The 23,637-nt window shown below is 64.3% G+C and carries 22 protein-coding genes; 10 read left to right on the top strand and 12 right to left on the bottom strand.

All coding sequences use genetic code 11. The annotated features are described in order from the left end of the window. Nucleotides 1-9: 9 nt before the first annotated feature. From U873_RS0128925 to folE2, 3 genes are read right to left on the bottom strand one after another with little or no spacing between them, the layout of a single operon-like run. Nucleotides 10-876, bottom strand: coding sequence for a metal ABC transporter permease (locus U873_RS0128925; RefSeq protein WP_025131563.1), 867 nt, complete (start codon nucleotides 874-876; stop codon nucleotides 10-12). Continuing rightward, a complete protein-coding gene (locus U873_RS0128920; protein ID WP_025131562.1) occupies nucleotides 876-1,544 on the bottom strand; it encodes a metal ABC transporter ATP-binding protein in 669 nt (222 codons plus the stop codon). The genes U873_RS0128925 and U873_RS0128920 overlap by 1 nt, the downstream gene beginning before the upstream one ends. After that, a complete protein-coding gene (gene folE2 / locus U873_RS0128915; RefSeq protein WP_025131561.1) occupies nucleotides 1,544-2,437 on the bottom strand; it encodes a GTP cyclohydrolase FolE2 in 894 nt (297 codons plus the stop codon). The genes U873_RS0128920 and folE2 overlap by 1 nt, the downstream gene beginning before the upstream one ends. 130 nt (nucleotides 2,438-2,567) lie before the next feature. Between folE2 and U873_RS0128910 the strand changes: the two genes are divergently transcribed. Then, nucleotides 2,568-3,791 (top strand): N-acetylmuramoyl-L-alanine amidase, encoded by a 1,224-nt coding sequence (locus U873_RS0128910; RefSeq protein WP_025131560.1) that lies wholly within the window; start codon nucleotides 2,568-2,570, stop codon nucleotides 3,789-3,791. A gap of 54 nt (nucleotides 3,792-3,845) precedes the next feature. Here the strand turns inward: U873_RS0128910 and U873_RS0128905 are convergent, their stop codons facing one another. Next, nucleotides 3,846-4,226 (bottom strand): hypothetical protein, encoded by a 381-nt coding sequence (locus U873_RS0128905; RefSeq protein ID WP_025131559.1) that lies wholly within the window; start codon nucleotides 4,224-4,226, stop codon nucleotides 3,846-3,848. A 120-nt stretch (nucleotides 4,227-4,346) separates the two neighbouring features. Between U873_RS0128905 and dksA the strand changes: the two genes are divergently transcribed. From dksA to U873_RS0128885, 4 genes are all read left to right on the top strand, one after another. Continuing rightward, a complete protein-coding gene (dksA, locus tag U873_RS0128900; RefSeq protein ID WP_025131558.1) occupies nucleotides 4,347-4,751 on the top strand; it encodes an RNA polymerase-binding protein DksA in 405 nt (134 codons plus the stop codon). Nucleotides 4,752-4,781: 30 nt separating this feature from the next. After that, entirely contained in the window at nucleotides 4,782-5,990 is a 1,209-nt protein-coding gene (gene zigA, locus U873_RS0128895; RefSeq protein WP_025131557.1) for a zinc metallochaperone GTPase ZigA, read from the top strand. Further along, nucleotides 5,990-6,697, top strand: coding sequence for a DUF1826 domain-containing protein (locus U873_RS0128890; protein ID WP_043274702.1), 708 nt, complete (start codon nucleotides 5,990-5,992; stop codon nucleotides 6,695-6,697). Before zigA ends, U873_RS0128890 begins: the two co-directional genes overlap by 1 nt. A 334-nt stretch (nucleotides 6,698-7,031) precedes the next feature. After that, nucleotides 7,032-7,994 (top strand): GTP-binding protein, encoded by a 963-nt coding sequence (locus tag U873_RS0128885; RefSeq protein WP_025131555.1) that lies wholly within the window; start codon nucleotides 7,032-7,034, stop codon nucleotides 7,992-7,994. A 99-nt stretch (nucleotides 7,995-8,093) separates the two neighbouring features. On the opposite strand, the gene U873_RS0128880 is transcribed toward U873_RS0128885, so the two are convergent. Continuing rightward, nucleotides 8,094-8,483 carry a DUF3301 domain-containing protein gene (locus U873_RS0128880; RefSeq protein WP_025131554.1) on the bottom strand — a complete coding sequence of 130 codons (390 nt, stop codon included), beginning with the start codon at nucleotides 8,481-8,483 and terminating at the stop codon, nucleotides 8,094-8,096. Between the two features lie 117 nt (nucleotides 8,484-8,600). Here U873_RS0128880 and pdxY point away from each other — a divergent pair, with 117 nt between their 5' ends. Continuing rightward, nucleotides 8,601-9,473, top strand: a complete 873-nt coding sequence (gene pdxY, locus U873_RS0128875; protein ID WP_025131553.1) for a pyridoxal kinase PdxY — start codon at nucleotides 8,601-8,603, stop codon at nucleotides 9,471-9,473. 22 nt (nucleotides 9,474-9,495) lie between these two features. Here the strand turns inward: pdxY and U873_RS0128870 are convergent, their stop codons facing one another. Next, entirely contained in the window at nucleotides 9,496-10,905 is a 1,410-nt protein-coding gene (locus U873_RS0128870; protein WP_025131552.1) for an APC family permease, read from the bottom strand. Nucleotides 10,906-11,182: 277 nt separating this feature from the next. Further along, complete coding sequence (locus tag U873_RS0128865; protein WP_025131551.1) at nucleotides 11,183-11,668, bottom strand: acyl-CoA thioesterase; 486 nt, start codon at nucleotides 11,666-11,668, stop codon at nucleotides 11,183-11,185. 289 nt (nucleotides 11,669-11,957) lie between these two features. Between U873_RS0128865 and U873_RS0128860 the strand changes: the two genes are divergently transcribed. After that, nucleotides 11,958-13,721 carry a cation:proton antiporter gene (locus U873_RS0128860; RefSeq protein ID WP_025131550.1) on the top strand — a complete coding sequence of 588 codons (1,764 nt, stop codon included), beginning with the start codon at nucleotides 11,958-11,960 and terminating at the stop codon, nucleotides 13,719-13,721. A 73-nt stretch (nucleotides 13,722-13,794) separates the two neighbouring features. Here the strand turns inward: U873_RS0128860 and U873_RS0128855 are convergent, their stop codons facing one another. The 4 genes from U873_RS0128855 to uvrD form a co-directional block, all read right to left on the bottom strand. Next, the gene (locus U873_RS0128855; RefSeq protein WP_011064330.1) at nucleotides 13,795-14,202 is read right to left on the bottom strand and encodes an SMI1/KNR4 family protein; all 408 of its coding nucleotides are present in this window, start codon (nucleotides 14,200-14,202) and stop codon (nucleotides 13,795-13,797) included. 136 nt (nucleotides 14,203-14,338) lie between these two features. Next, nucleotides 14,339-15,214: a Tim44 domain-containing protein gene (locus U873_RS0128850; protein WP_025131549.1), complete on the bottom strand. Its 876-nt coding sequence runs from the start codon at nucleotides 15,212-15,214 to the stop codon at nucleotides 14,339-14,341. A gap of 179 nt (nucleotides 15,215-15,393) precedes the next feature. Beyond that, nucleotides 15,394-15,834 carry an EamA family transporter gene (locus tag U873_RS0128845; RefSeq protein ID WP_025131548.1) on the bottom strand — a complete coding sequence of 147 codons (441 nt, stop codon included), beginning with the start codon at nucleotides 15,832-15,834 and terminating at the stop codon, nucleotides 15,394-15,396. A 99-nt stretch (nucleotides 15,835-15,933) separates the two neighbouring features. Beyond that, on the bottom strand, nucleotides 15,934-18,117 hold the full coding sequence (gene uvrD / locus U873_RS0128840) for a DNA helicase II (RefSeq protein ID WP_025131547.1): 2,184 nt from the start codon (nucleotides 18,115-18,117) through the stop codon (nucleotides 15,934-15,936). Between the two features lie 247 nt (nucleotides 18,118-18,364). On the opposite strand from uvrD, the gene U873_RS0128835 reads away from it, so the two are divergent. From U873_RS0128835 to U873_RS35525, 3 genes are all read left to right on the top strand, one after another. Then, nucleotides 18,365-21,229, top strand: a complete 2,865-nt coding sequence (locus tag U873_RS0128835; protein WP_025131546.1) for a bifunctional diguanylate cyclase/phosphodiesterase — start codon at nucleotides 18,365-18,367, stop codon at nucleotides 21,227-21,229. A gap of 167 nt (nucleotides 21,230-21,396) precedes the next feature. Further along, nucleotides 21,397-22,263, top strand: a complete 867-nt coding sequence (gene hexR / locus U873_RS0128830) for a transcriptional regulator HexR (RefSeq protein ID WP_025131545.1) — start codon at nucleotides 21,397-21,399, stop codon at nucleotides 22,261-22,263. Between the two features lie 220 nt (nucleotides 22,264-22,483). Next, nucleotides 22,484-22,696, top strand: coding sequence for a PA3496 family putative envelope integrity protein (locus tag U873_RS35525; RefSeq protein WP_081818725.1), 213 nt, complete (start codon nucleotides 22,484-22,486; stop codon nucleotides 22,694-22,696). Here U873_RS35525 and U873_RS0128820 read toward each other — a convergent pair. Further along, nucleotides 22,638-23,600 carry a LysR family transcriptional regulator gene (locus U873_RS0128820; RefSeq protein ID WP_025131543.1) on the bottom strand — a complete coding sequence of 321 codons (963 nt, stop codon included), beginning with the start codon at nucleotides 23,598-23,600 and terminating at the stop codon, nucleotides 22,638-22,640. The two genes, U873_RS35525 and U873_RS0128820, sit on opposite strands and share 59 nt — an antisense overlap. Nucleotides 23,601-23,637: the final 37 nt, after the last annotated feature.

The following is a 23,637-nucleotide window of genomic DNA, read 5'->3' as shown; positions in this document are numbered from 1 at the left end:
GGAAACACCTCATGGGGATGTGAGCAACGGTGGGCGATGCAGCAGGCCGTGCACCGGCCCGAACACCACGGACAGCAGGTACAGGCTGCCCGCTACCAGCACGATGGCCGGCCCGCTGGGCAGCGAGTAGTGGAAAGACAACAGCAGGCCGAGCCACACCGAAAGGCAGCCCAGCAGGGCGGCGATGCCGATCAGCAGCGGCAGGCGGCGGCTCCAGAAACGCGAGGCGGCGGCCGGCAGCATCATCAAGCCGACCACCATCAGTGCGCCGATGGCCTGGAAACCGATCACCAGATTGAGCACCACCAGGGTCAGGAACAGACCGTGGGCCAGCGGCCCGAGGCGGCTGACGCTGTGCAGGAACAACGGGTCGAGGGTGTCCAGCAGCAGGGGTTTGTAGATCAGCACCATGGCCAGCAGGCTGAAGACCGAGACCCAAAGCATGCCGCTCAGGGTTGGGCCGTCCACTGCCAGGGCCGAGCCGAACAGCAGGTGCAGGAGGTCCAGGCGTTTGCCGGCGAGCCCCAGGATCAGCACCCCGCTGGCCAGGGAGATGGGGTAGATGGCAGCGATGCTGGCGTCTTCCCGCAGGCCGGTGCGGCGGGTAATCCAGGCTGCCAGGCCGGCCATGCCCAGGCCGGCACCGAGGCCACCGAGGGTCAGGGCCGGCAGGCTGAGGCCGGCGAACCAGAAGCCCAGGGCCGCGCCAGGGAGGATGCCGTGGGCCACGGCGTCGCCGATCAGGCTCATGCGCCGCAGGATCAGGAACACCCCCAGCGGCGCGGTACTGCAGGCCAGGACCAGGCCGCCGAGCAAGGCCCGGCGCATGAAGACAAACTCGCTGAACGGTTGCCAGAGGTGCATGGCCAACTGCATCAAGCCACCTGCGTCTGGGGTTGTTGGGCGATCAGTTCGCGGCTGGGACCGAAGAGGCAACCGCTGCTCTTGATCAGCAGGCTCTGGGGGATGTGTTGGCGCACGGCAGCCAGGTCATGGCAGACCACTACCAGGGTCCGGCCCTGGGCGTGCCAGTTGTGCAGGTGCTGCCAAAACAGGGCCTGGCCGGCGTCGTCGAGGGCGGCGTGGGGCTCGTCGAGCAACAGCAGCGGTGCTTCGGTCAGGCTCAAGCGGGCCAGCAAGGCACGCTGCAATTCGCCGCCGGAGAGGGCCATCAGCGGACGCTTCTGCAACCCGTCCAGGTGCCAGTCTTCGAGTACGGCCAGGAGTTTTGCCCGGCGTATGGCGGCGGACTCGCGCTTGCCCCAGAAACCGGCAGCCACCAGCTCTTCGAGGCTGATGGGGAACTGCCGGTCCAGGTGTTGCTGCTGGGGCAGGAACGCCAGGCCGCCCCGCTGTGGGGTTGCCAGTGAGAGGCTGCCGGACAAGGGTTTCTGCAGCCCGGCCAGGACCTTCAACAAGCTGCTCTTGCCGCAACCGTTGGCGCCGATGATGGCGCTCAGGCTGCCGGCGGACAGGTGCAGATCCAGAGGTGGAGTCAGTGGCTGTCCGGGCGCGCCCCAGCGCAAGGCTTGGCAACGGATCATCAGGCCTCCCAGTTCCAGCGGCTCTGCGCCACGGCGTCATGGGCGTGGAGGCTTTCCGCATGCACGACGCGCAGGCTAAAGGCGTTGACCCCGGGGGAGCGGCGCAAGGCTTGGTTCAACCGGCGAGCGGCGTCTTCACAGAACATCAGGTTCTGCCCGTTGGCCAGGGCGAAGGCTTGCTCGTCGGCGCGCTTGACCGCGGTTTGCACGGCGGTGCCCAGGGCAGTCTCGGCATCGTTGATCAGGGCGATCAGGGGCAGCTCATCAAGGAAGTCATCCAGGCGCAGTTGCAATTCGGCCTGGCTGCGCTGGCTGTGGGGGGTGGCGACAATGCCCTGGGATGATCCCAGCCAGGCCAGGACGTCGGCATGCTGCAAGGGTCGATTGGCAAAATCGTCGATGAATTGCTGTTGAATCAACTGCCGGGACAGGGCGGCAGAGCAGGGGCAGGTAGAGGAATAAGGCACATCGATTTTTAGTTCCACGTGGAACATCCCATCTTGCAGCCGTGCGTCGATGGACAACGGATAGCTCTTCCAGCCCGCCAAAGGGCTGACCAGGGCTGGGCGCTTGAGCAGCAAGTCCAGGTGAATACGCAGGTACGCAGTGCGGGCCAGGCCTTGGTGGCTGTCAAGAAAACGCTGCAACACCTGGCGCAGCAGCGCGGGAGTGAGGTTCTCCTGTTCAAGCAGTTCCAGGGCCAGATACAGGCGCGACATATGAATGCCGCGGGCTTCGCCATCGTCGAGGCTGACGCCGGCATCGGCCTTGGCGCTGGTTCGCTGGCCGTCCATCACTACAGGTAAGGCAATGCCGCACATGCCCACCCATTCCAGGGGCAAGGCTTGGCGTGAGGACTGCGCGGCGATATCCGGCAGAGTCAGCGCGTTCATGAGCAGGTCCGTCGTAGGAAAAGATTCGACATGTTATATTATAACAATACGTTCGATGAAATCTTTTTCCTCGGCGGCTCTTCACCCTGCCTTTGCGAGTACGGACGCTCCCTTATCTGCGGTATTTGTCATGCACAGACGTCAATTGCTCAACCTGCTATTGGCCGGTACGGCCCTGATGTTTCCCTGGAGTGTTTCGGCCGCGCAGATCCGCAACGCGCGGTTGTGGAACTCCGCCGACAAGCTGCGCCTGGTGCTCGATCTGAGCGGCCCGGTGCAGTACAAGACCTTCACCCTGAGCGCGCCGGAGCGCCTGATCATCGACTTGAACGGTGCGCGCCTGAGTGGTGATTTCAGCCAGCTGGCCCTGGCCAATACGGTGATTCGCTCGATCCGTTCCGGGCACTTCGGCCAGGGTGATACGCGGATCGTCCTCGACCTCAGCGAGCCGGTGCAGCTCAAGAGTTTTCTCCTGCCGCCCCAGGATGGCCAGGGGCATCGGCTGGTGCTCGACCTGGCTCATGCCGGCAACACGCCGCTGCAAGTCGCTGCAGTTGCGGCCCCCCTGGCCAAGCCCGAGACGCCGGTGGCCAGGTCCCATCCCAAGCGCGACATCATCGTGGTGGTCGATCCGGGGCACGGCGGCAAGGACCCGGGCGCGGTGGGGGCCAAGGGCGAGCGGGAGAAGGACGTGGTGCTGTCCATCGCCCAACTGCTGGCCAAGCGGCTCAAGCGCGAGAAGGGCTTTGCCGTGAAGCTGGTGCGTAACGACGACTTCTTCGTGCCGCTGCGCAAACGGGTGGAGATCGCCCGCAAGCACAAGGCCGACTTGTTCATCTCGGTGCATGCTGATGCCGCGCCGCGCCTCACGGCGTCCGGGGCTTCGGTGTACGCCCTGTCCGAAGGCGGCGCGACCTCGGCGACCGCGCGCTTCATGGCCCAGCGGGAAAATGGCGTCGACCTGTTGGGAGCCACCAGCCTGCTCAACCTCAAGGACAAGGACCCGATGCTGGCGGGGGTGATCCTCGACATGTCGATGAACGCCACCATCGCCGCCAGCCTGCAGCTGGGCAGCACGGTGCTGGACAGCCTGTCGGGGATCACCACCCTGCATCAGAAGCGTGTGGAACAGGCCGGCTTCGCGGTGCTCAAGTCGCCGGATGTACCTTCGATCCTGGTGGAGACCGGCTTCATCTCCAACAGCCGCGACAGCCAGCGCCTGGTGACCACGCGCCACCAGCAGGCGATTGCCGACGGCCTGTTCAAGGGGCTGCAGCGCTACTTCGAGAAAAACCCGCCAGCCAACAGTTACCTGGCCTGGCTCCAGGAATCGCAGGCCGGCGCTTCGGTGTAGGTGGCGGCGAGCATCAAGCGCCGTTTGGGCCTGCCCGGCAGCGCTGGGACGAACCTAGCAGCCGCTGATTCGGCTGCAGGTGAACGTGGCGCTGCTGCCGCCGGAACTGGAGAAGCGGTTGCGCGTGGTCCAGCCCACGCGCTGGCTGTAGCCCACCCAGGCCTCGCCGTCGGAGGTCAGGCCGGTGAAGAAAGTCAGTTGCCCGTAGCGACTGTTGGTTTGCGCCCAGTAGCGTTTGCCGATCACCTCGAACCCCCGCAGGTAGGTGGTGCTGCCAGCGGTCGCGACACTGTAGGCATTGCCCAGGGGATCGACGCAGGCCAGCAGGGTGGCGCTGCGGGTGCAGGTGGCCAGGGAACCGGGAGCGGCCGCCGCAGCAGGCCCGGCCAGCAGCAGTGAAAGGCTCGAAAGCAGGAGGGGCAGGGCAAGGCGCATGGCGATTCTCGTGGCGACAGAGGCGCAGCATCGCGCCCTTCGTCGTGGGCGGCAAGGGAGTGTTGGCTAATTCGCATTGTTATAATATAACATTAAATAAAGCCTGATCCGTGACTCGCCATGACTGAACACGACCTCCTCGGCCAACCCGAGGCGCATTACATGAATGACGCCCAGCAGGGCTTTTTCCGCGATTTGCTGCTGAGCCAGCGCAACGACCTGCAGCAGCGCATTGCCGGCGAGTTTGACCAGCTGCGCGAGCAGGAGCCCCACAGCGACCCCGCCGATATCGGCAGCGCCGAGGAGCAGCGGCAGTGGCAACTGCGCCTGCTGGAGCGGGAAAAGAAGCTCCTCGACAAGATCGACGAAGCCCTGGAGCGCCTGGCCCGTGGCGAATACGGCTGGTGCCGCGAAACCGGCGAGCCCATCGGCCTCAAGCGCCTGCTGCTACGGCCCACCGCCACCCTGTGCATCGAAGCCAAAGAACGCCAAGAGCTGCGCGAACGCCACCACCGAGCGTTTTGACCCAGCCGCGACCCTGATGAGGAACCCCCCATGACCGACCGCCTTCCCGTTACCGTGCTCTCCGGCTTTCTCGGCGCCGGCAAAAGCACCCTGCTCAATCATGTACTGCGCAACCGCGACAACCTGCGGGTGGCGGTGATCGTCAACGACATGAGCGAAATCAACATCGATGGCAGCGAAGTGCAGCGCGATGTCAGCCTCAACCGCGCCGAAGAAAAGCTCGTGGAAATGAGCAACGGCTGCATCTGCTGCACCCTGCGCGAGGACCTGCTGGAAGAGGTGGGCAAGCTGGCCCGGGACGGGCGCTTCGACTATCTGCTGATCGAGTCCACCGGGATTTCCGAGCCACTGCCGGTGGCAGAAACCTTCACCTTCCGCGATGAGTCGGGCCAGAGCCTGGCGGACATCGCCCGGCTCGACACCATGGTCACCGTGGTCGACGGCATGAACTTTCTGCAGGATTACCAGGCTGCGCAAAGCCTGGCGTCCCGGGGGGAAACCCTGGGCGAAGAGGATGAGCGCTCGATCACCGACCTGCTGATCGAGCAGGTGGAGTTCGCCGACGTGATCCTCATCAGCAAGATCGACCTGATCAGCAGCGATCAGCGCCAGGAACTGATGGCGATTCTTGCGCGACTCAATGCCCAGGCAGAAATCATTCCCATGGTCATGGGTCAGGTGCCGTTGGCCAAGATCCTCAACACCGGCCGTTTCGATTTCGAGCGTGCGGCGCAGGCGCCGGGCTGGCTGCAGGAGCTGCGTGGCGAGCACGTGCCGGAAACCGAGGAATACGGCATTGCCTCCACCGCCTACCGAGCGCGCCGGCCCTTTCATCCGCAGCGCTTCTTCGCCTTCATCAACCGCCCCTGGGTCAATGGCAAGCTGCTGCGCTCCAAGGGGTTCTTCTGGCTGGCCAGCAAGCACCAGGAAGCCGGCAGCTGGTCCCAGGCCGGTGGCCTGATGCGCCATGGCTTCGCCGGGCGCTGGTGGCGCTTCGTGCCCAAGCAGCACTGGCCCCAGGATGAGGAGAGCACCGCGGCGATCATGCACAACTGGCACGCGGCTACCGGCGATTGCCGCCAGGAGCTGGTGTTCATCGGCCAGGACATCGACTTTACCCGGCTGAGCGCCGAGCTGGACCTGTGCCTGCTGGACGATGACGAAATGGCCCTTGGGGTCGAGGGCTGGAGCCTGATGAACGATCCCTTCGGTGCCTGGCATGAAGGGGAGGTGGCCTGATGCTGACCCCAAGTGCCCCGCTGCAACCGCTGGCTGATCCGCCCCCGGCCAACGGCTTGCTGCTGGTGGCTGGCCGGCCGCGGCGCCTGCGCCGCCAGGTGTTCGGCGAGATCCCGGCGGTGCTGGCGCAGGTGCTGGAGGACGAGGTCAACCTCAGCCTCTGGCAGCGCCGGCTGCCGGCCCATATCGCGGATTTCGACGAACTGCTGCTGTCCCTGAACGAACCGTTGGCCGAGTCCCTGTGCCTGGAGCTGGCGGACGAAGAGGCCGTGCCGAACCTCCAGGGCCTGGCATCCGGCTTCAGTGATCTTGAGGTGTATGACGGCTTTATCGCCGACGTTTCCTGGCTGGTCAGCGCTTTTGCCTGCCTGTTGGGCGCACGGCGGGTGGGCCTGCGCCTGCGGGTGCTGGACAAGGCCATGTGCCCGCGCTTTCACGTGGACCATGTGCCGGTGCGGCTGATCACCACCTATGCCGGCATCGGCAGCCAGTGGCTGCGTGAAGGCGTGATGGACCGCCAACAACTGGGGCAGGCCGGGGCCGAGCCCCGGGACCCGGCACTGATCCAGCAGATGGGCAGCGGTGCAGTGGCGCTGTTCAAGGGCGAGAAGTGGCACGGCAACGAAGGCTTTGGCCTGATCCACCGTTCGCCGCAGCCGGCCCCGGGTGAACGCAGGCTGATCCTCACCCTGGACTGGCTGGGTTGAGCGCCTCGATAGCGTATGGCGTGCGCAACGCCGCTGCTGCCGCTTGCAACAGAGGCACTCGGGAGGCCAATGCCGATCCGTTAAGCGCGACATAACCTGTGGCGTGGGAGCTCGTTCCCGCTAGGCCAGGCCGGCGAACCGCCGTTCAGGAGCCCCGAAATGAGCGCTGCTGTGCAGCCCCGCGGGGGCCAGAGGCCTTTCCACGAACAGCAATCGGCCGGCTTTGCTTCGGCAGGCTCCGGCATAGCCTGCCAGCGTGCCTGACAGGCTCTGTATTTTCGCCCTGCCAGGGAATGGCGTAGCATCGGCACACACGCTTTCGGAAACCCTTCCCATGCTGCAGAACATCCCCACCCATGTGATCGCCGGGCCATTGGGTGCCGGCAAGACCAGCCTGATCCGCCATTTGCTCAGTCAGCGTCCGACGGATGAACGCTGGGCGGTGCTGATCAACGAGTTTGGCCAGATCGGCCTGGATGCAGCCTTGCTGACCCGTGACGAGGATGGCATCGCCCTCGGTGAAGTGGCCGGAGGCTGCGTGTGCTGCGTCAACGGCGCGCCGTTTCAGGTGGGCCTGGGGCGTTTGCTGCGCCAATCGCGACCCGATCGCCTGTTTATCGAGCTGTCCGGCCTCGGCCACCCGGCGCAGTTGCTCAAGCAATTGAGTGTCGCGCCCTGGCAAGGGGTGCTGGCGCTGCAGCCAGGCGTGATGGTGCTGGATGCCCAGGCCCTGGCGGCTGGCAAGCCGCTGCCCCAGGCCCAGCAGGAGGCGTTGTCCAGCGCCGGCTTGCTGGTACTGAACAAGGACGAGCTGCTCAGCGACAGCGAGCGGTTGCGGGTACTGGAACAGTTGCCGGCTATCCGCTTGTTCTGGACTCGTCATGCGGCGCTGCCCCTGGCGGAGCTGCCGGGCCTGGCGGTCAGTGCCGAGGCCGCGCAGGAGCCATTCGAGCTGCCCCAGGGGCTGGCGCAGCTACCGGCGGTGTGGAGCGATCCGGCCATGCCGATCTGCCTCAGCCAGGCCCAGGCCGAGGGCTGGAGCGTCGGCTGGCGCTGGCACCCAAGCCAGCAGTTCGATCTGGCCCGGATCGAGCACTGGCTGCAGAACCTCGACTGGCGGCGGGCCAAGCTGGTGATCCACAGCAGCGAAGGCTGGCGCTCGGGCAACGGGCTGGAGAATTCGCCGCTCAACTGGCTGCCCAGCGAATGGCGTCGGGATTCGCGCCTGGAGTTGATCTTCAGTGAGATTCAGGATGTGCAGGCGCTGCAAGACAGCCTGGCGGCCTGCCGCCTGTAGCTGCTGCGGTGGTTGGCTAGCAGCGGCCAAGGATTGTCCTGGGACGGCAAAGCGGCGCCGGCTTCGGCCTAGTGCCGTCGCCGGAGGACAGCAGGGGGGTCAATTGCGCTTGCGGTGTTCGTCGCGCCACTGGCTGAGTTCGATCACCTCGGCGCTGGGCTGGGGTTCCTTGGCCTCAAATGGGTAGGGCGCCAGTTCGATCTGCGCGTTGTGGGCGCCGAACTGGGTGATGGTCCCGGCGTGGCGGGTTTCGCCGGTGACGGTGAACTCGAAGGTGTAGACCCGGGCCAGGCGCCGTCGGCCGCTGGCGTCCTTGATCAGGCCAATGCGCTTGAGCGCCACGTTGCCGTCGAGCAACTCGATGTCGAGCCGTGCGCAGTGTTGCTTGACCCGTTCCAGCGCCCGCTCGCGCAGGCTGTGGTTGTGCCACAGCCAGGCGGCGCCGGTCGCCAGCAGCATCAGCACAAAGATATTTCCAAGGGTCAGCATGAAGGTTCGCTCCAACGAAGTGGCATCAGCTTAACTGCGACTCCGGTCTGTCGTACAGGCTGCGTTTAGTCGCATACTGCGCGGCTTGAATTCCACCGGTTTTATGGAAAATCCTGCATGAAACGTACGCCCCACCTGCTTGCGATCCAGTCCCATGTGGTTTTCGGCCACGCCGGTAACAGTGCCGCAGTCTTTCCCATGCAGCGGGTTGGGGTGAATGTCTGGCCCCTGAACACCGTACAGTTCTCCAACCACACCCAGTATGGTCACTGGGCCGGGGAAGTGCTGGCGCCCCAGCAGATTCCCGAATTGGTGGAAGGCATCGCCAGCATCGGCGAGCTGGGCAACTGCGACGCGATCCTCTCCGGCTACCTGGGCAGCGCAGCTCAGGGCCGGGCGATCCTCAGTGGCGTGGCGCGGATCAAGGCGATCAACCCCAAGGCCTTGTACCTGTGCGACCCGGTGATGGGGCACCCGGAAAAAGGCTGCAGCGTGCCGGCGGAGGTCAGCGACTTTCTGCTGGACGAAGCGGTGGCCATGGCTGACTTCCTGTGCCCTAACCAACTGGAGCTGGACAGTTTTTGCGGGCGCAAGCCGCAGTCGCTGTTCGATTGCCTGGCCATGGCCCGCTCGCTGCTGGAGAAAGGCCCGAGAGCGGTGCTGGTCAAGCACCTGGACTACCCGGGCAAGCTGGCGGAAGGTTTCGAGATGCTGCTGGTGACTGCCGAAGGCAGCTGGCACTTGCGGCGCCCGTTGCTGGCGTTCCCGCGCCAGCCGGTGGGTGTGGGCGACCTGACGTCGGGTCTGTTCCTGGCCCGGGTGCTGTTGGGGGACAGCCTGGTGGCGGCGTTCGAATTCACCGCCGCAGCGGTGCACGAAGTGCTGCTGGAAACCCAGGCCTGCGCCAGCTACGAGCTGGAGCTGGTGCGGGCCCAGGACCGCATTGCCCACCCACGGGTGCGCTTCGAAGCCACGCCGATCGGTTTCTGAGGGCGACCGGCAGGCGGTCGAGTCAGGCCTGCTCGGAGAACTGCACCGTCGGCGCCGGCTGACGGAAGCCCCGGGTTTGGATGGCCAGGTAGACCAGGCCCAGGGCGAACCAGGCCATGCCGATTCCCAGGGTCAGGGCCGAGAGGCTGGTCCATAGCCAGACGATCAGGGCAAAACCGATCAGCGGCAGCAGGCCGTACTGCAGCAGCCGCACGATGCCGCGCGGCTGGCCCTGGCCGAGGTGGCTCTTGATCACCGCCAGGTTGACCACGGAAAACGCCACCAGCGCGCCGAAGCTGATCATCGATGCCAGGGTGGTCAGATCGATGACCACCGCCAGCAAGGACACCAGCGACACCAGCACAATGGCGATCACCGGTGTCTTGTAGCGCTCCGACAGGCGGCCGAACAGCCGCCGCGGCAGGATGCCGTCGCGGCCCATGCTGAACAGGATGCGCGACACCGAGGCCTGGGAGGCCAGGGCCGAACCGGCGGCGCCGGCCACGTAGGTGGCGGTGAAGAAAATCTCCAGGAAACGCCCGCCCGCCTGGAGCATCACTTCGCTGGCCGCCGCGTCTGCGTCCTTGAAACTGCTGCCGGGAAACGCCAGCTGGCTGGCCATGGCCAGCAGGATGAACAGCAGGCCGGCGCCCAGGGTGGTGATCAGGATGGCCCGGGGGATGTCCCGCCGCGGGTCGCGGGTTTCCTCGGCCAGGGTCGATACCGCGTCAAAGCCCAGGAACGACAGGCACAGCACCGCTGCTCCGGCCATCAACGGCAGCAGCCCGGTCTGGCTGCCGTCACCGACCCAGGGCGCGGCGAGGTCCATGCTCGGGGCGCCTGCCAGCTGGCGCAGCACCAGTGCCACGAACACCACCACGAACACCAACTGGGCACAGACGATCAGGTTGCTCATGCTCGACACCGAGCCGATCCCACGGATGTTCAGCACGGTCACCAGGCAGACCGTCGCCACCACGAACACCCAGGCTGGCACGTCGGGGAACGCCAGGTTGAGAAACAGCCCGATCACCAGGTAATTGATCATCGGCAGGAACAGGTAATCCAGCAGCAGCGACCAACCGGCGAGGAAGCCGATACCCGGGCCGAAGCTGAGGCTGGCGTAGGAATAGGCCGAACCGGCAATCGGGTATTTCCTGACCATCACGCTGTAGGAGCGGGCGGTGAAGATCATCGCCAGCAAGGTGATTACATAGGCTGCGGCGGTACGGCCGCCGGTGATCTGGGTGACCACGCCGTAGGTGGTGAAGACGGTCAGCGGGACCATGTACACCAGGCCGAAGAACACCAGGGCCGGTAGGCCGAGGATGCGTCGCAGGGCAGTGCCCTGGGCACTGTGGGCGAAACTCGCGTCGAGGCTGGCGCTGCTGGAAAGTGGAGGGCTGCTGGGGAGGGGATTGGCGCTGGGCATTGTTATTGTTCTCACGCGTTCGTTGGCTCGAAGGCTCCCCGGGGGGAGTGCGTTGCTGCCTTGCCCATGGATTCTGGCAGTGGCGCCCTGAGGACATAACTCTCGATGTGGTCAAAAAGGGATAGATCTGGCCATTCAAGATGACCGCAGAAGACTGCCTGGCAAGGCCCGGAAAGGAGCTGGCCTGGCGCAGCAGGCGCGGGCCGGGAGGAGAGTGGAGGGGAGCGGAGGGAAGGACCGTCCGTGGTCCTGCTGGAGCAGCTGGATTACCGGTGAATCAAGGGCCGTCGGCCTTGATTTCCTGGTAGCGCTTTTCCAGTTCCTGGCGGATCTGCCGGCGCTGCTGGGCCTGGATATAGCGGCGCTTGCCGTCGCTGGTTTCCGGCTGCAGAGGCGGCACCTGGGCCGGTTTGCGCTGGTCGTCCACCGCCACCATGGTGAAGAAGCAGCTGTTGGTATGGCGCACCGAACGCTCGCGGATGTTCTCGGTGACCACCTTGATACCCACCTCCATCGAGGTGTTGCCGGTGTAGTTGACCGAGGCCAGGAAGGTCACCAGTTCGCCGACATGGATCGGCTCGCGGAAGATCACCTGATCCACCGATAGGGTCACCACGTAGCGTCCCGCGTAGCGGCTGGCGCAGGCATAGGCGACTTCATCGAGGTACTTGAGCAGGGTGCCGCCGTGGACATTGCCAGAGAAATTGGCCATGTCAGGGGTCATCAATACCGTCATCGACAGCTGGGCGTTTCCGGGTTCCATAGCACACTCACGGTTCTAGGCAGGGGTTGCTGGAGCACCTCTGCGGGTGCTTGGTCGAAGAGTTTTCAAACTATCGATAACGGGACGCCGGGCCTCGTCGCGCCGTCACGCTTTAGTGGATCTGTTTCCTTATATTGCGCCGCCTTGCTGGCGGAAGTCGCGGTGTTAACCTGCAAAACACCCGTTCCAGGGTATTTTTCCACTCCTCTTGAAGGATGTTTCCCCTTACTGATCAGAATTTTCTTTTGAGGCGATCTGCGCCGCCCATCATTCAAGGAGAGCACCGGCCATGCATGCCATCAGCTTCATTCAGGACCTGGCAGTGATCATGTTGGTCGCAGGCGTGGTGACCATTCTCTTTCATCGATTCAAGCAGCCGGTGGTGCTGGGCTACATAGTCGCCGGCTTCATCATTGGCCCGCACACCCCGCCTTTCGGCCTGATCCATGACGAGCAGACCATCAAGACCCTGGCCGAGCTGGGGGTGATCTTCCTGATGTTCTGCCTGGGGCTGGAGTTCAGCCTGCGCAAGCTGTTCAAGGTGGGGGCCACGGCGTTTATCGCGGCCTTCCTGGAAATCGTACTGATGATCTGGATCGGCTACGAGATCGGCCGCTGGTTCGACTGGAACACCATGGATTCGCTGTTCCTCGGGGCGATCCTGGCCATTTCCTCCACCACCATCATCGTCAAGGCCCTCAACGACCTGAAGATGAAGAACGAGCGCTTCGCCCAGCTGATCTTCGGCGTGCTCATTGTTGAGGACATTCTGGGTATCGGCATCATCGCCTTGCTCTCGAGCATCGCGGTCAGCGGCACCGTGAGCTCCGGCGAGGTGTTCTCCACCGTCGGCAAGCTCTCGCTGTTCATGATCGTGGCACTGGTGATCGGCATCCTGCTGGTACCGCGCCTGCTGGCCTACGTGGCGAAGTTCGAGAGCAACGAGATGCTGCTGATCACCGTGCTGGGGCTGTGTTTCGGCTTCTGCCTGCTGGTGGTCAAGCTGGAGTACAGCATGGTCCTGGGGGCCTTCCTGATCGGTGCGATCATGGCCGAGTCCCGCCAGCTGCTGAAGATCGAGCGGCTGATCGAGCCGGTTCGCGACCTGTTCAGTGCCATCTTCTTCGTCGCCATCGGCCTGATGATCGACCCACAGATCCTCCTGCAATACGCCTGGCCGATCGCGGTGATCACGGTGGCGGTGGTGCTCGGCAAGATGCTGTCCTGCGGCATGGGGGCCTTTATCGCCGGCAACGACGGACGTACTTCCTTGCGAGTGGGCATGGGCCTGTCACAGATCGGCGAGTTTTCCTTCATCATCGCTGCCCTGGGCATGACCCTACAGGTCACCAGCGACTTCCTGTACCCGGTGGCAGTGGCGGTGTCGGCCATGACCACCCTGCTCACGCCGTACCTGATCCGGGCCGCCGATCCGCTCTCGCTGAAGCTGGCGGGGATCATGCCCCAGCGTGTCAGCCGGGTGCTGGGCATGTACGGTGAGTGGCTGCGCAGCATCCAGCCCCAGGGTGAGGGGGCATTGCTGGCCTCGATGATTCGCAAGATCCTGCTGCAGGTGGGGGTGAATCTGGCGCTGGTGGTGGCGGTGTTCTTTTCCGGCGGCTATTTCGCCAAGCGCATTGGTGCCTATCTACAGGACTGGGTGAGTGATCCCAGCTGGCAAAAGGCGTTGATCTGGGGTGGGGCGCTGCTGGTTTCCCTGCCGTTCCTGATCGCCGCCTATCGCAAGCTCAAGGCCCTGTCGATGTTGCTGGCGGAGATGGGGGTCAAGGCGGAAATGGCCGGGCGCCATACCCAGCGAGTGCGCCGGGTCATCGCCGAGGTGATCCCGATCCTGTCGTTGCTGGTGATTTTCCTGCTGCTGGCGGCGCTCTCGTCGAGCATCCTGCCAACCCTGGAGTTGCTGATGCTGATCGCGGTGGTGGCGGCGGCGGTGGCCGCGGTGCTGTGGCGCTGGTTCATCCGCGTACACACGCGGATGCAGGTGGCGCTGATCGAAACCTTGGACCACAGCAAGGACAACGGCGGGCATTGACCCTGCCACTCGCCAGCAGGGGGGCTGGCGAGTTGTTTCAAGCGCTGCAGGCCAACGCTGGGCGGCGCAGGTCTCAGCTTTCCAGCCAGACGTCCCGCGCCCAGTGCCACACCGATTCCCAGGATTCCTCGGTGATCAGCTCTTCTTCGCCGGACCACAGCACCACGGTGCCGTCTTCCTCGACGCAGTAGTAGTCGTCGCCGTCCTGGCAGATCGGGATCAGCTCGCGAGGCACGCCCATGTCCCAGGCGGTAGCGGCCACTTCCGGCAGGTAGGTGTGGGATTGTGGGTCGGTGACGGTTACAGGTTCGAGGCTGCCGTAAACCACATCGCTGACCGTCAACAGGAACTCCTTGAAGACGAACGGGATGTTGATGAACAGCTGTTCTTCAATTTCCACCAGTTGGTCTTCGTCCGGGAGTTCCAGGGGGACGGGTACCGGTTCGTTGGCTTCTCGGAGTTGTTCGATGACTTCTTCCACGGCCTGGGTCCTCTTAGCTCTATGGCGCGGTTATGTGACGGCGGTTTATACAGTAGCTCGCTATAAGTGCAATCGTGAAATGCAAAACCCCGACCTGAGTCGGGGTTTTGCATTACAGCTGTGACAGCAGAATGAATCAGCCGTTCTGGCGGATACCTGCCACCAGCCATGGCTGGTTGTCGCCCTGGGCACGTTCCATGTTCCAGCTTTCGCTGAACACTTCGCCCTGGTCGAAGCGCGAAGTCTTCGATACACCGCTGAAGGTCAGGGTGGCGATGGTCTTGTCGGCACGGTCATCCACGCCTTCAAGCTGCACTTGCAGGTTGTCGATGTAGGTCGACTGGAAGCCGTCGCCCAGGTCGGCACGTTCCTGCTTCAGGAACTGCAGCAGTTGCGGGGTCACGAACTCGGCGATCTTGTCCATTTCGTTGGCGTCCCAGTGTTGCTGCAGGGACTGGAAGTGGTTGCGCGCCGCTTCAATGAAACGCTCCTCGTTGAACCAGGCCGGTGCGTTGATCACCGGGCGGGCGACCGGAGCGGCCGAGCCGCCGAAGATCGAGCCACCCGCAGGCTGCTGAGGTTCGAAGGCTTCACGCTGCATCGGCGCGTGGCCCGCCGGAGCATATTGCTCCTGCTGCTTGCGGCGACGTGCGGCAATGAAACGGAAGATCACGAAGGCAATGACCGCCATGATCAGGATGTCGAAGATCTGCATGCCCTGGAAGCCACCGCCCATGAACATGGACGCCAGCAGGCCACCGGCGGCGATGCCGGCCAGAGGGCCGAGCCAGCGCGATGCACCACCGGCCTTGGCCGCAGCGCCCGCGGCACCGGCTGCGCCAGCGGTGGCTGCAGCGGCGGGAGCACCCGGGGCGGTCGGCGCCGCCTGGCGAGTCTGGTGAGTCGGGGCAGCACCGGCACTTTTGCCGCCGCCAAAGCGCTTGGCGTTGGCATCGAGGCTCATCGTCAAACCGATGCACAGCGCCATGGCGATGCTAAGAAAACGTTTCATAAAGGGGGTTCCCATTTGTGGATGGCACGCGCGCCATATTGCACAGGTGAAGTGTCAGTGGCGAGCGGCATAATGTTTCGGGCTTTTGCCTGACAGGCTCGGTTCAGCTCTGCCCGGCGTCATGCTCGCCGTTGTGGCTTTTGTCCGTCCAGAGGTGTTGCGTTCAATCCCGGTGTCATTCAGCGCCGCAGTGCCAGCAGCACCACGCCCGCGGTGATCAGGCCGATTCCACTCCATTGCCGCAGGTCGAGCTTCTCGCCCAGCAGCACCACGCCGATGATCGCGACCAGTACCACGCTGAGTTTGTCCACCGGCGCCACCAGCGAGGCGGGGCCGAGTTTCAAGGCGCGGAAGTAGCACAGCCAGGAAGCGCCCGTGGCCAGCCCGGACAGCAGCAGGAACAGGTAGCTTCTGGCAGAAATCGATCCCAGGGACTGATATTGGCCCGTGGCGTACAAAATCAAGGCCAGGCTGACCAGTACCACCACGGTGCGCAGCAGGGTGGCGAAGTCGGAATTGACGTTTTCAATGCCGACTTTCGCGAAGATCGCCGTCAAAGCGGCGAAAGTGGCCGAGAGCAGGGCCCAGAATGTCCATGAGGAAAAAAATCCCGAGCCCATGTTCGCGCATCCTTATATAGGTGCTGTGCCTGCCGGCTGGCCGGCGAAGGCGTATTGGGGATCGCCATCGCCGGTGCGCCAGCCCCGCAACAATCAGGTTTAGATGGCTTCCAGCTTGGCGTAGCCGAGCATCAGCCACTTGCTGCCCTCACTGAAGTTCACTTGCACCCGGGCCTGGGCACCGGCGCCTTCGAAGTTGAGGATCACCCCGTCGCCGAACACCGAGTGCCGCACGGCCTGGCCCAGGCTCAGGCCGGTGTCGGGGATCTCGCTGCCGCCGAACAGGCTGCTGGTGCTTTGTGACTGGCCGCCCCCAAAAGGCCGGCTGACGCTGTTGGACAGGCGTACTTCCTGGATCAGGCCCTTGGGCACCTCGCGGACGAAGCGCGACACCTTGTTGTAGGTTTCGCTGCCGTACAGGCGACGTGTTTCCGCGTAGGTCATCACCAGGTTCTGCATCGCCCGGGTAATGCCGACATAGGCCAGGCGCCGTTCTTCCTCAAGGCGGCCGGGTTCTTCCAGGCTCATCTTGTGGGGAAACAGGCCTTCTTCCATGCCCACCAGGAACACATAGGGGAATTCCAGGCCCTTGGCACTGTGCAGGGTCATCAGCTGGATGCCGTCTTCATGCTCTTCGGCCTGGGTATCGCCGGCTTCCAGGGACGCGTGGCCGAGGAAAGCCGCCAGGGGCGTCAGGTCCTGGTCTTCCTCGGTGCTCTCGAAGTTGCGCGCAGCGCTGACCAGCTCCTCGAGGTTTTCTACCCGTGCCTGGCCTTTTTCGCCTTTTTCCGCTTCGTGGTAGGCAATCAGCCCGGATTGCTCGATCACCGTCTGGGTCATCAGGTGCAGGGGCATGTCCAGGGTCTTGGCCGCGAGGTTCTCGATCAGCTCGATAAAGGCCCCGAGGGCGCCGGCGGCACGGCCGGTCAGGCCTTTGTTGGCCACCAGCTGGCGCATGGCTTCCCACATCGACACATCGCTGTGGCGCGCGTGCTCGCGGATGGCCTCGACGGTCTTCTCGCCGATGCCCCGGGCCGGCACGTTGATCACCCGCTCCAGGGCTGCGTCGTTGCCGCGGCCTTCCAGCAGGCGCAGGTAGGCCATGGCGTTCTTGATCTCGGCCCGTTCGAAGAAGCGCTGGCCGCCATAGATGCGGTACGGAATGCGCTCGCGCAGCAGGGCCTCTTCCAGCACCCGGGACTGGGCGTTGGAGCGATAGAGAATGGCGATGTCGCTGCGGGCCAGGCCCGTCTTCAGCGCGCTTTCGATGGTTTCCACCACGTAGCGTGCTTCATCGTGCTCGTTGAAGGCGGCGTACAGGTTGATGGCTTCGCCATCGCCGCCGTCGGTCCACAACTCCTTGCCCAGGCGCCCGGTGTTGTTGGCGATCAGGGCGTTGGCAGCCTTGAGGATGCCGGCGGTGGAGCGGTAGTTCTGCTCCAGGCGGATCACTTCGGTGTCCGGGAAGTCTTCGGAATACTGATGGATGTTCTCGATCTTCGCCCCGCGCCAGCCGTAGATCGACTGGTCGTCGTCGCCCACCACCATCAGGCTCTCGCCGCCCTTGGCCAGCAGCCGCAGCCAGGCGTATTGCACGGCGTTGGTGTCCTGGAACTCGTCCACCAGCACATGGCGGAAACGCTTCTGGTAGTGCGCCAGCAGGCCCGGGTGGTCGCGCCACAGGTCCAGGGCGCGCAGCAGCAGTTCGGAGAAGTCGATGACCCCGGCACGCTGGCAGGCGGCCTCGTAGGCCTCATAGATGCCGCGCATGGTGGCCAGGAACAGGTCGCCGCTGGCCTGGATGTGCTGCGGGCGCAGGCCTTCGTCTTTCTGGCCGTTGATGAACCACTGGGCCTGGCGGGCCGGCCAGCGCTGCTCGTCCAGCCCCAGCTCGCGGATCACTCGCTTGACCAGCCGTTGCTGGTCGTCGCTGTCGAGGATCTGGAAGGTCTGGCTCAGGCCGGCCTCTTGCCAGTGCGCCCGCAGCAGGCGGTGGGCCAGGCCGTGGAAGGTGCCGACCCACATGCCCGCCGGGTTGATCCCCAGCAATTGCTCGATGCGGTGGCGCATTTCGGCCGCCGCCTTGTTGGTGAAAGTCACCGACAGGATCGAGTGGGGCGAGGCGTTCTCGACCTGGATCAACCAGGCGATGCGGTGCACCAGCACACGGGTTTTGCCGGAGCCAGCACCGGCCAGGACCAACTGACGACCCACGGAGGCGGCTACGGCCTGGCGTTGGGCATCGTTGAGGGAGTTCAACAGGAGGGAGAGATCATCGCGCATCGGGGCATTCTAGGGGGCCGCGCCACCCCGGGCAAACCCGGCATTGCATTAGCCGATAAAACAACGGTCGGGGACGACCGGTTGGTCACAGGTCGCAGCCATTGGCGTCTCTCGCCCGCACACTTTCATGACGGAATACGCCGGGATTTGTTTTATCGATTTTATGACCTGGGGCAGTTTGGCTCGGGCCTTTGCTTGTGTATGCTCCGGCGACGTTTCAGGCTCAACCATTATAAGAACACTGCCTATGACACTTGACCCAGACCTGTCCGGGCCCTTTGTGGCGCCCCGGGTCATTCGCCAACGCTACGCCGTCGAGATGGCGGTGGAGCGTACACGCCTGCTGTATCAGGGCTCGTTGCTGCCCACCCTGTTCATGCTGCTCAACGGCCTGGTGTGTGCCTGGCTCCTGTGGAATCCGACGCGCTATCTGTTGCTCAGTGTATGGATGGTCTGGCTGCTGGCCCTGGTGGCCTTGCGGGTGATCCAGGTCGCGGCCTTCGATTCGGCGATCCCCAGCCGGCAGGCGCAGCCGATCTGGCAGCGGATGTTCCTCCTCGGCTCGGCGGTCAGCGGCCTGACCCTGGCCTGCGCCGGCATTGCTCTGGTACCCACCGACAGTTTTGTCCAGCAGGCCTGGGTGTTCGGCCTGATCGGCGCGGCCATTCTGTCTGCCAGCGTGGCCTATGCGGTCAACCTGCAGGCTTTCTTGTCGTTCACCCTGCCTTGCCTGCTGCCGGCCATCGGCTACCTGTTCTGGGGCGGTGACGAGCAGCAGCGTGGCTGGGGCTGGCTGGGGCTGATTCTCCTGGTGTCCCTGAGTGTGGTGGCCTGGCAGGTCAATCGCCTGATCCAGCGCGGCCTGCTGCGGCGTTTTCAGAACCAGGCATTGATAGAACATCTGCAGAACGCTCAGGGCCGCAGCGAGCAACTCAATCGCGAGCTGGCCCGAGAAGTCGAGCAGCGCCGGCGAGCCGAAGAGCAATTGCGCGAGGCCCAGGCCGGGCTGGAGTTGCGGGTGGCCCAACGCAGCCTGGAACTGGACGCGGCCAACCAGGCCCTGAGCAAGAGCGAAGCGCGCCTGGCCCTGGCTCTGAATGCCAGCGAGCTGGGGTTGTGGGACTGGAACCTGCAGAGCGACGAAATCCACCATACGCACCTGCGGGAGCTGTTCGGCCTGGAGCCAGAGGGCGTGACCGCGATGCTCAGCCACCTCAAGCCGCGCCTGCACCCCGAGGACCTGCCCGTGCTCAAGCGGGCGCTGGTGGAGCACCTCAAGGGGCGGCGCGACGATTACCAGGTGGAATACCGGGTGCGCCACGGTGACGGCCACTGGGTATGGATCGAGGATCGCGGCCGGGCGGTGGAGCGCAGCCCCAGTGGGCGAGTCCTGCGCATGGTCGGCACGCGGCGCGACATCAGCGCCGACAAGGAGCTTGAGGTGCAGCGCAACCTGGCGGCGACGGTGTTCGAGGCGGCCAGCGAGGGCATTGTCATCCTCGACCCCGACTACGCCCTGATCGCCGCCAACCAGGCCTTCAGCCAGGTCACCGGGTACCAGATCGAGGACATGCTCGGGCGCAATGTGGTGGAGCTGTCCTGCAGCCGCGATGCCCGTCGCCACTACCCGCTGATTCACCAGGCCCTGGAACAGCACGGCAGTTGGCAGGGGGAACTGGTGGAGACGCGCAAGAACGGCGAGCTCTATCCGCAATGGCTGCAACTGAATGTGGTGCGGGACAAACGGGGGAAAATCCGCCATATCGTGGGCTTCTTCGCCGATCTTTCGGCCCGCCGCGAATCCGAGGAGCGCATGCGCTACCTCACTCACTACGACGAACTCACCGGGCTGGCCAACCGCTCGCTGTTTCGCGAGCGCCTGCGTGAAGCCCATCAGCGGGTACGCCAGGGCGGGCGCAGCCTGGCGCTGCTGCACATCAACCTGGATCGCTTCAAGCTGCTCAACGACAGCCTCGGCCATGAAGTGGCCGACCAGCTGTTGCAGAAGATGGCCCGGCGTCTGGTCAACGCCTTGCCGGAAGCCGACACCCTGGCGCGCCTGTCCGGGGATGAGTTCGCGGTGCTGTTCGACGCCTATGGCAACCTGTCGAGCCTGACCCGGGTCGCCACCCGGCTGCTGAGCAAGTTGCGCCTGCCGATCACCGTTGACGGCCATGAGCTGGTGGTCAGTGCGTCCATGGGCATCAGCATGCTGCCGGACAACGCTCGGGAAATCGCCGCGCTGGTCAGCCAGGCGAACATGGCCATGGCCCACGCCAAGCACCTGGGTGGCAACAACTTCCAGTTCTATACCGAGAGCCTGCAGGCCAGCACCCTGGAGCGCCTGCAGTTGGAGAACCAGTTGCGCAAGGCCATCGAGGAAGACCAGTTGATGGTCTTCTACCAGCCCAAACTGTGCCTGGCCAGCGGTCGGCTGAATGCCGCCGAGGCCCTGGTGCGCTGGGAACACCCGACCCTGGGGCGGGTGCCACCGGGGGATTTCATCGGCCTTGCAGAAGAGACCGGGCTGATCGGCCCGATCGGCGAGTTCGTGCTGCGCCAGGCCTGTCGGCAAGCCTGCGAATGGCAGCGCCAGGGCCTGGAACCGATTCGTGTGTCGGTCAACCTGTCGGTCTACCAACTGCGCCAGGGCAAGCTGGTGAGCCTGGTGCGCCAGGTGCTGGAAGAAACCGGCCTGGAGCCGCACTTCCTCGAACTGGAGCTGACCGAAAGCCAGTTGCTGGACAGCGTCGAGCACATCATCACGACCTTCCAGCAACTGCGCCGCCTGGGGGTCAAGCTGGCCATCGACGACTTCGGCACGGGCTACTCGTCCCTGAGCTACCTCAAGCGCATCCCGGTGGACTACGTGAAGATCGACCAGGCCTTCATACGCGGGCTGGCCGATGGTGGCGAGGATGCGGCCATCACCCGGGCGATCATTGCCATGGCCCACGGCCTGTCGCTGAAAGTGGTGGCCGAGGGGGTCGAGGACCCGGCCCAACTGAGCTTCCTGCGGGCCGAGCACTGTGATGAGGTGCAGGGCTACCTGATCAGCCGTCCGGTGGCCGCCGAGGAGCTCGCCGCCCTGTTGCAGGCCCAGACCCGGTAGGTGCCGGCGCTGCCTGCCACAACGGCTACATAAGTCGTACCCGGCTGAAAATGGGGGGCGGGCCGTTATCTTCTTGATGCATTGAACGGGCAAAAAGCCGATTCCTGTAGTATAACTACAAGCTCGCTACATCCCCGGCGTCAGCCAATAACAATGAGTCCAGCCCTTTGAACCTGTTGCAGCACATCGCCCAGTCACGTCATCTGTTACGCAAATCGGAGCTCAAGGTCGCCGATCACGTGCTCCTTGATCCTGCGGCCGTGATGCACAGTTCCATGGCGGACCTGGCCCACAGCGTGGGCATCAGCGAGCCGACCATCGTGCGCTTCTGCCGGGCCATCGGCTGTTCCGGTTTCCAGGACCTGAAGCTCAAGCTGGCCCAGAGCCTGGCGGCGGGAGCCAGTTTCGGCCAGTTCGCGATCCATGAAGACGACTCGGTCGCCGACTACAGCCTGAAGATTTTCGATACCACCCTGCACACCCTGATGGAGGTTCGCGAAAAGCTCGATCCGGTGGAGTTGCAACGGGCCGTGACCCTCATGTCCCAGGCCCAGCGCGTGGAGTTCTACGGTTTTGGTGCCTCGGGCGCGGTGGCCGCGGATGCCCAGCACAAGTTCTTCCGCCTGCTGCTGACCGCCGCGGCCTATTCCGACCCGCACATGCAGGCGATGTCGGCGGTCACCCTGAAGCCCTCGGACGTGGCGATCTGCATTTCCCAGTCCGGGCGCTCCAAGGACCTGCTGATCACCGCCAACCTGGTGCGTGAAAGCGGCGCCTCGCTGATCACCCTGTGCCCGAGCCAGACGCCGTTGGCCGAGCTGTCGACGGTCAATCTGGCCATCGACGTGCACGAAGACACCGAGATCTACACCCCGCTGACCTCGCGGATCGCCCATCTGGTGGTGATCGACGTGCTGGCCATGGGCGTGGCCATGGCCCGCGGTCCGAGCCTGGTGAACCACCTCAAGAGCGTCAAGCGCAGCCTTCGCAGCCTGCGCCTGTCGCCCAAGTCGGTGAAAGCCCTGGACGATTGATCAGCCGGGTTGCTGGTCGTGATGGGTGGAGGGTGGCGAAGGCTGGGCGACCGAGCGCGAGCAGGCTCCCTCATCCCCCAGGCAGATGCTTGAGCTGACTGGGCATCGCCGCTCAGTGCTGCCTTTGGGCAACTTTCATGTCCCTGTAACCGAGCCGCCGCCAAATCGTCATCCCAGGCGTCCATCGTGAGGCTTCCGTACTCGCATTGGGAGACTCGAAATGGCCCGCCCTTACGAAGACAGCAACAGCGCAGTCAAGACCCGTCGTCAGCAGGAAGACCAGCGTCGCATGGAATTTCGCCGTGCCATCGAACATCGCTTCGAGCTGCGTCAGTTGCAACAGGACATCGATGACTATCCGGAACTTGAAGCCGTCAATTACTGGCAGGCAGCCCCAGCGGCTTCCCGTCGAAGCGTTCAACCAACCCGCTGATCTGCACCCGTTCGCTGCGGATGAATCCCAGGAACGCGTGCGCTACCGGTGACAGGCGTTTGGCTTTGGCCTGCACCAGGCACCAGCTGCGCAGCAAGGGCAGCTCTTCGACCGGCAACTCGATCAGGCCGCCGGTCGCCAACTCAAGGTTCAGGGCGTGGCGCGTCAGCAAGGCCACGCCCAGACCCGCTCGCACGCACTCTCGCTGAGCTTCCGCCGACGACACTTCAAGCACCTGGGTGAAGTGCACGCGCTTTTCCTTGAAGTACTCCTCGCAGGCCAGGCGGGTGCCGGAGCCCGACTCCCGCAGCACCAGGGTGTAGGGTTCCAGGTCTTGCAGGCGCAGCGGCCCCATGTGGCTCAAGGGATGATCCGGCGGGGCCACGGCGACGATCGGGTTGTTGAGAAACGGCAGGAACTCCAGCTCCATGTCCGGCGGCACCATGGACATGATCACCAGGTCGTCGCGGTTGTCCGAAAGGCGGCGGATCACCTGGGCGCGGTTGACCACCGTCAGTTGCAGGTGGACTTCCGGGTGCTGGCGCTTGAAGGCGGCGAACAGGTGCGGCACGAAGTACTTGGCGCTGGACTCCACCGCCAGCTTGAGCTGGCCCTGCAGCGAGCCCTGCATGTCGGAGAGCTGCATGTCGAGGTTCTCCAGGCGCCCGAAGATGTCCCGGCTGGCCCGTTGCAGGGCTTCGGCGGCTTCGGTCATGTAGAGCTTCTTGCCGACGTAATCGAACAGCGGCTGGCCGATCAGCTCCTCCAGCTGGCGAATCTGCAGGCTGACGGCGGGCTGGGACAGGGACATTTCCTCGGCGGCGCGGCTGTAGGAGCGTAGATCGCAGACTTCATTGAAAATCTGCAACTGACGTAATGTCAGTCTCATCAAGGACTTACGCATCTTCAGAGTGCTCGTGCCAAGGGCTGGTGGCATGACT

This window comes from Pseudomonas sp. PH1b, from assembly GCF_000633395.1.
In the GTDB taxonomy this organism is placed as follows: domain Bacteria; phylum Pseudomonadota; class Gammaproteobacteria; order Pseudomonadales; family Pseudomonadaceae; genus Aquipseudomonas.
Note: the sequence above shows the minus strand (reverse complement) of the source record. Positions and strands in the feature narration are given on the sequence as shown.

Excerpts from the sequence above, each read along its gene's own strand:
- U873_RS0128925 (WP_025131563.1), bottom strand. The coding sequence starts at position 876 with ATGCAGTTGGCCATGCACCTCTGGCAACCGTTCAGCGAGTTTGTCTTC.
- U873_RS0128920 (WP_025131562.1), bottom strand. The coding sequence starts at position 1,544 with ATGATCCGTTGCCAAGCCTTGCGCTGGGGCGCGCCCGGACAGCCACTG.
- folE2 (WP_025131561.1), bottom strand. The coding sequence starts at position 2,437 with ATGAACGCGCTGACTCTGCCGGATATCGCCGCGCAGTCCTCACGCCAA.
- U873_RS0128910 (WP_025131560.1), top strand. The coding sequence starts at position 2,568 with ATGCACAGACGTCAATTGCTCAACCTGCTATTGGCCGGTACGGCCCTG.
- U873_RS0128905 (WP_025131559.1), bottom strand. The coding sequence starts at position 4,226 with ATGCGCCTTGCCCTGCCCCTCCTGCTTTCGAGCCTTTCACTGCTGCTG.
- dksA (WP_025131558.1), top strand. The coding sequence starts at position 4,347 with ATGACTGAACACGACCTCCTCGGCCAACCCGAGGCGCATTACATGAAT.
- zigA (WP_025131557.1), top strand. The coding sequence starts at position 4,782 with ATGACCGACCGCCTTCCCGTTACCGTGCTCTCCGGCTTTCTCGGCGCC.
- U873_RS0128890 (WP_043274702.1), top strand. The coding sequence starts at position 5,990 with ATGCTGACCCCAAGTGCCCCGCTGCAACCGCTGGCTGATCCGCCCCCG.
- U873_RS0128885 (WP_025131555.1), top strand. The coding sequence starts at position 7,032 with ATGCTGCAGAACATCCCCACCCATGTGATCGCCGGGCCATTGGGTGCC.
- U873_RS0128880 (WP_025131554.1), bottom strand. The coding sequence starts at position 8,483 with ATGCTGACCCTTGGAAATATCTTTGTGCTGATGCTGCTGGCGACCGGC.
- pdxY (WP_025131553.1), top strand. The coding sequence starts at position 8,601 with ATGAAACGTACGCCCCACCTGCTTGCGATCCAGTCCCATGTGGTTTTC.
- U873_RS0128870 (WP_025131552.1), bottom strand. The coding sequence starts at position 10,905 with ATGCCCAGCGCCAATCCCCTCCCCAGCAGCCCTCCACTTTCCAGCAGC.
- U873_RS0128865 (WP_025131551.1), bottom strand. The coding sequence starts at position 11,668 with ATGGAACCCGGAAACGCCCAGCTGTCGATGACGGTATTGATGACCCCT.
- U873_RS0128860 (WP_025131550.1), top strand. The coding sequence starts at position 11,958 with ATGCATGCCATCAGCTTCATTCAGGACCTGGCAGTGATCATGTTGGTC.
- U873_RS0128850 (WP_025131549.1), bottom strand. The coding sequence starts at position 15,214 with ATGAAACGTTTTCTTAGCATCGCCATGGCGCTGTGCATCGGTTTGACG.
- U873_RS0128845 (WP_025131548.1), bottom strand. The coding sequence starts at position 15,834 with ATGGGCTCGGGATTTTTTTCCTCATGGACATTCTGGGCCCTGCTCTCG.
- uvrD (WP_025131547.1), bottom strand. The coding sequence starts at position 18,117 with ATGCGCGATGATCTCTCCCTCCTGTTGAACTCCCTCAACGATGCCCAA.
- U873_RS0128835 (WP_025131546.1), top strand. The coding sequence starts at position 18,365 with ATGACACTTGACCCAGACCTGTCCGGGCCCTTTGTGGCGCCCCGGGTC.
- U873_RS35525 (WP_081818725.1), top strand. The coding sequence starts at position 22,484 with ATGGCCCGCCCTTACGAAGACAGCAACAGCGCAGTCAAGACCCGTCGT.
- U873_RS0128820 (WP_025131543.1), bottom strand. The coding sequence starts at position 23,600 with ATGCGTAAGTCCTTGATGAGACTGACATTACGTCAGTTGCAGATTTTC.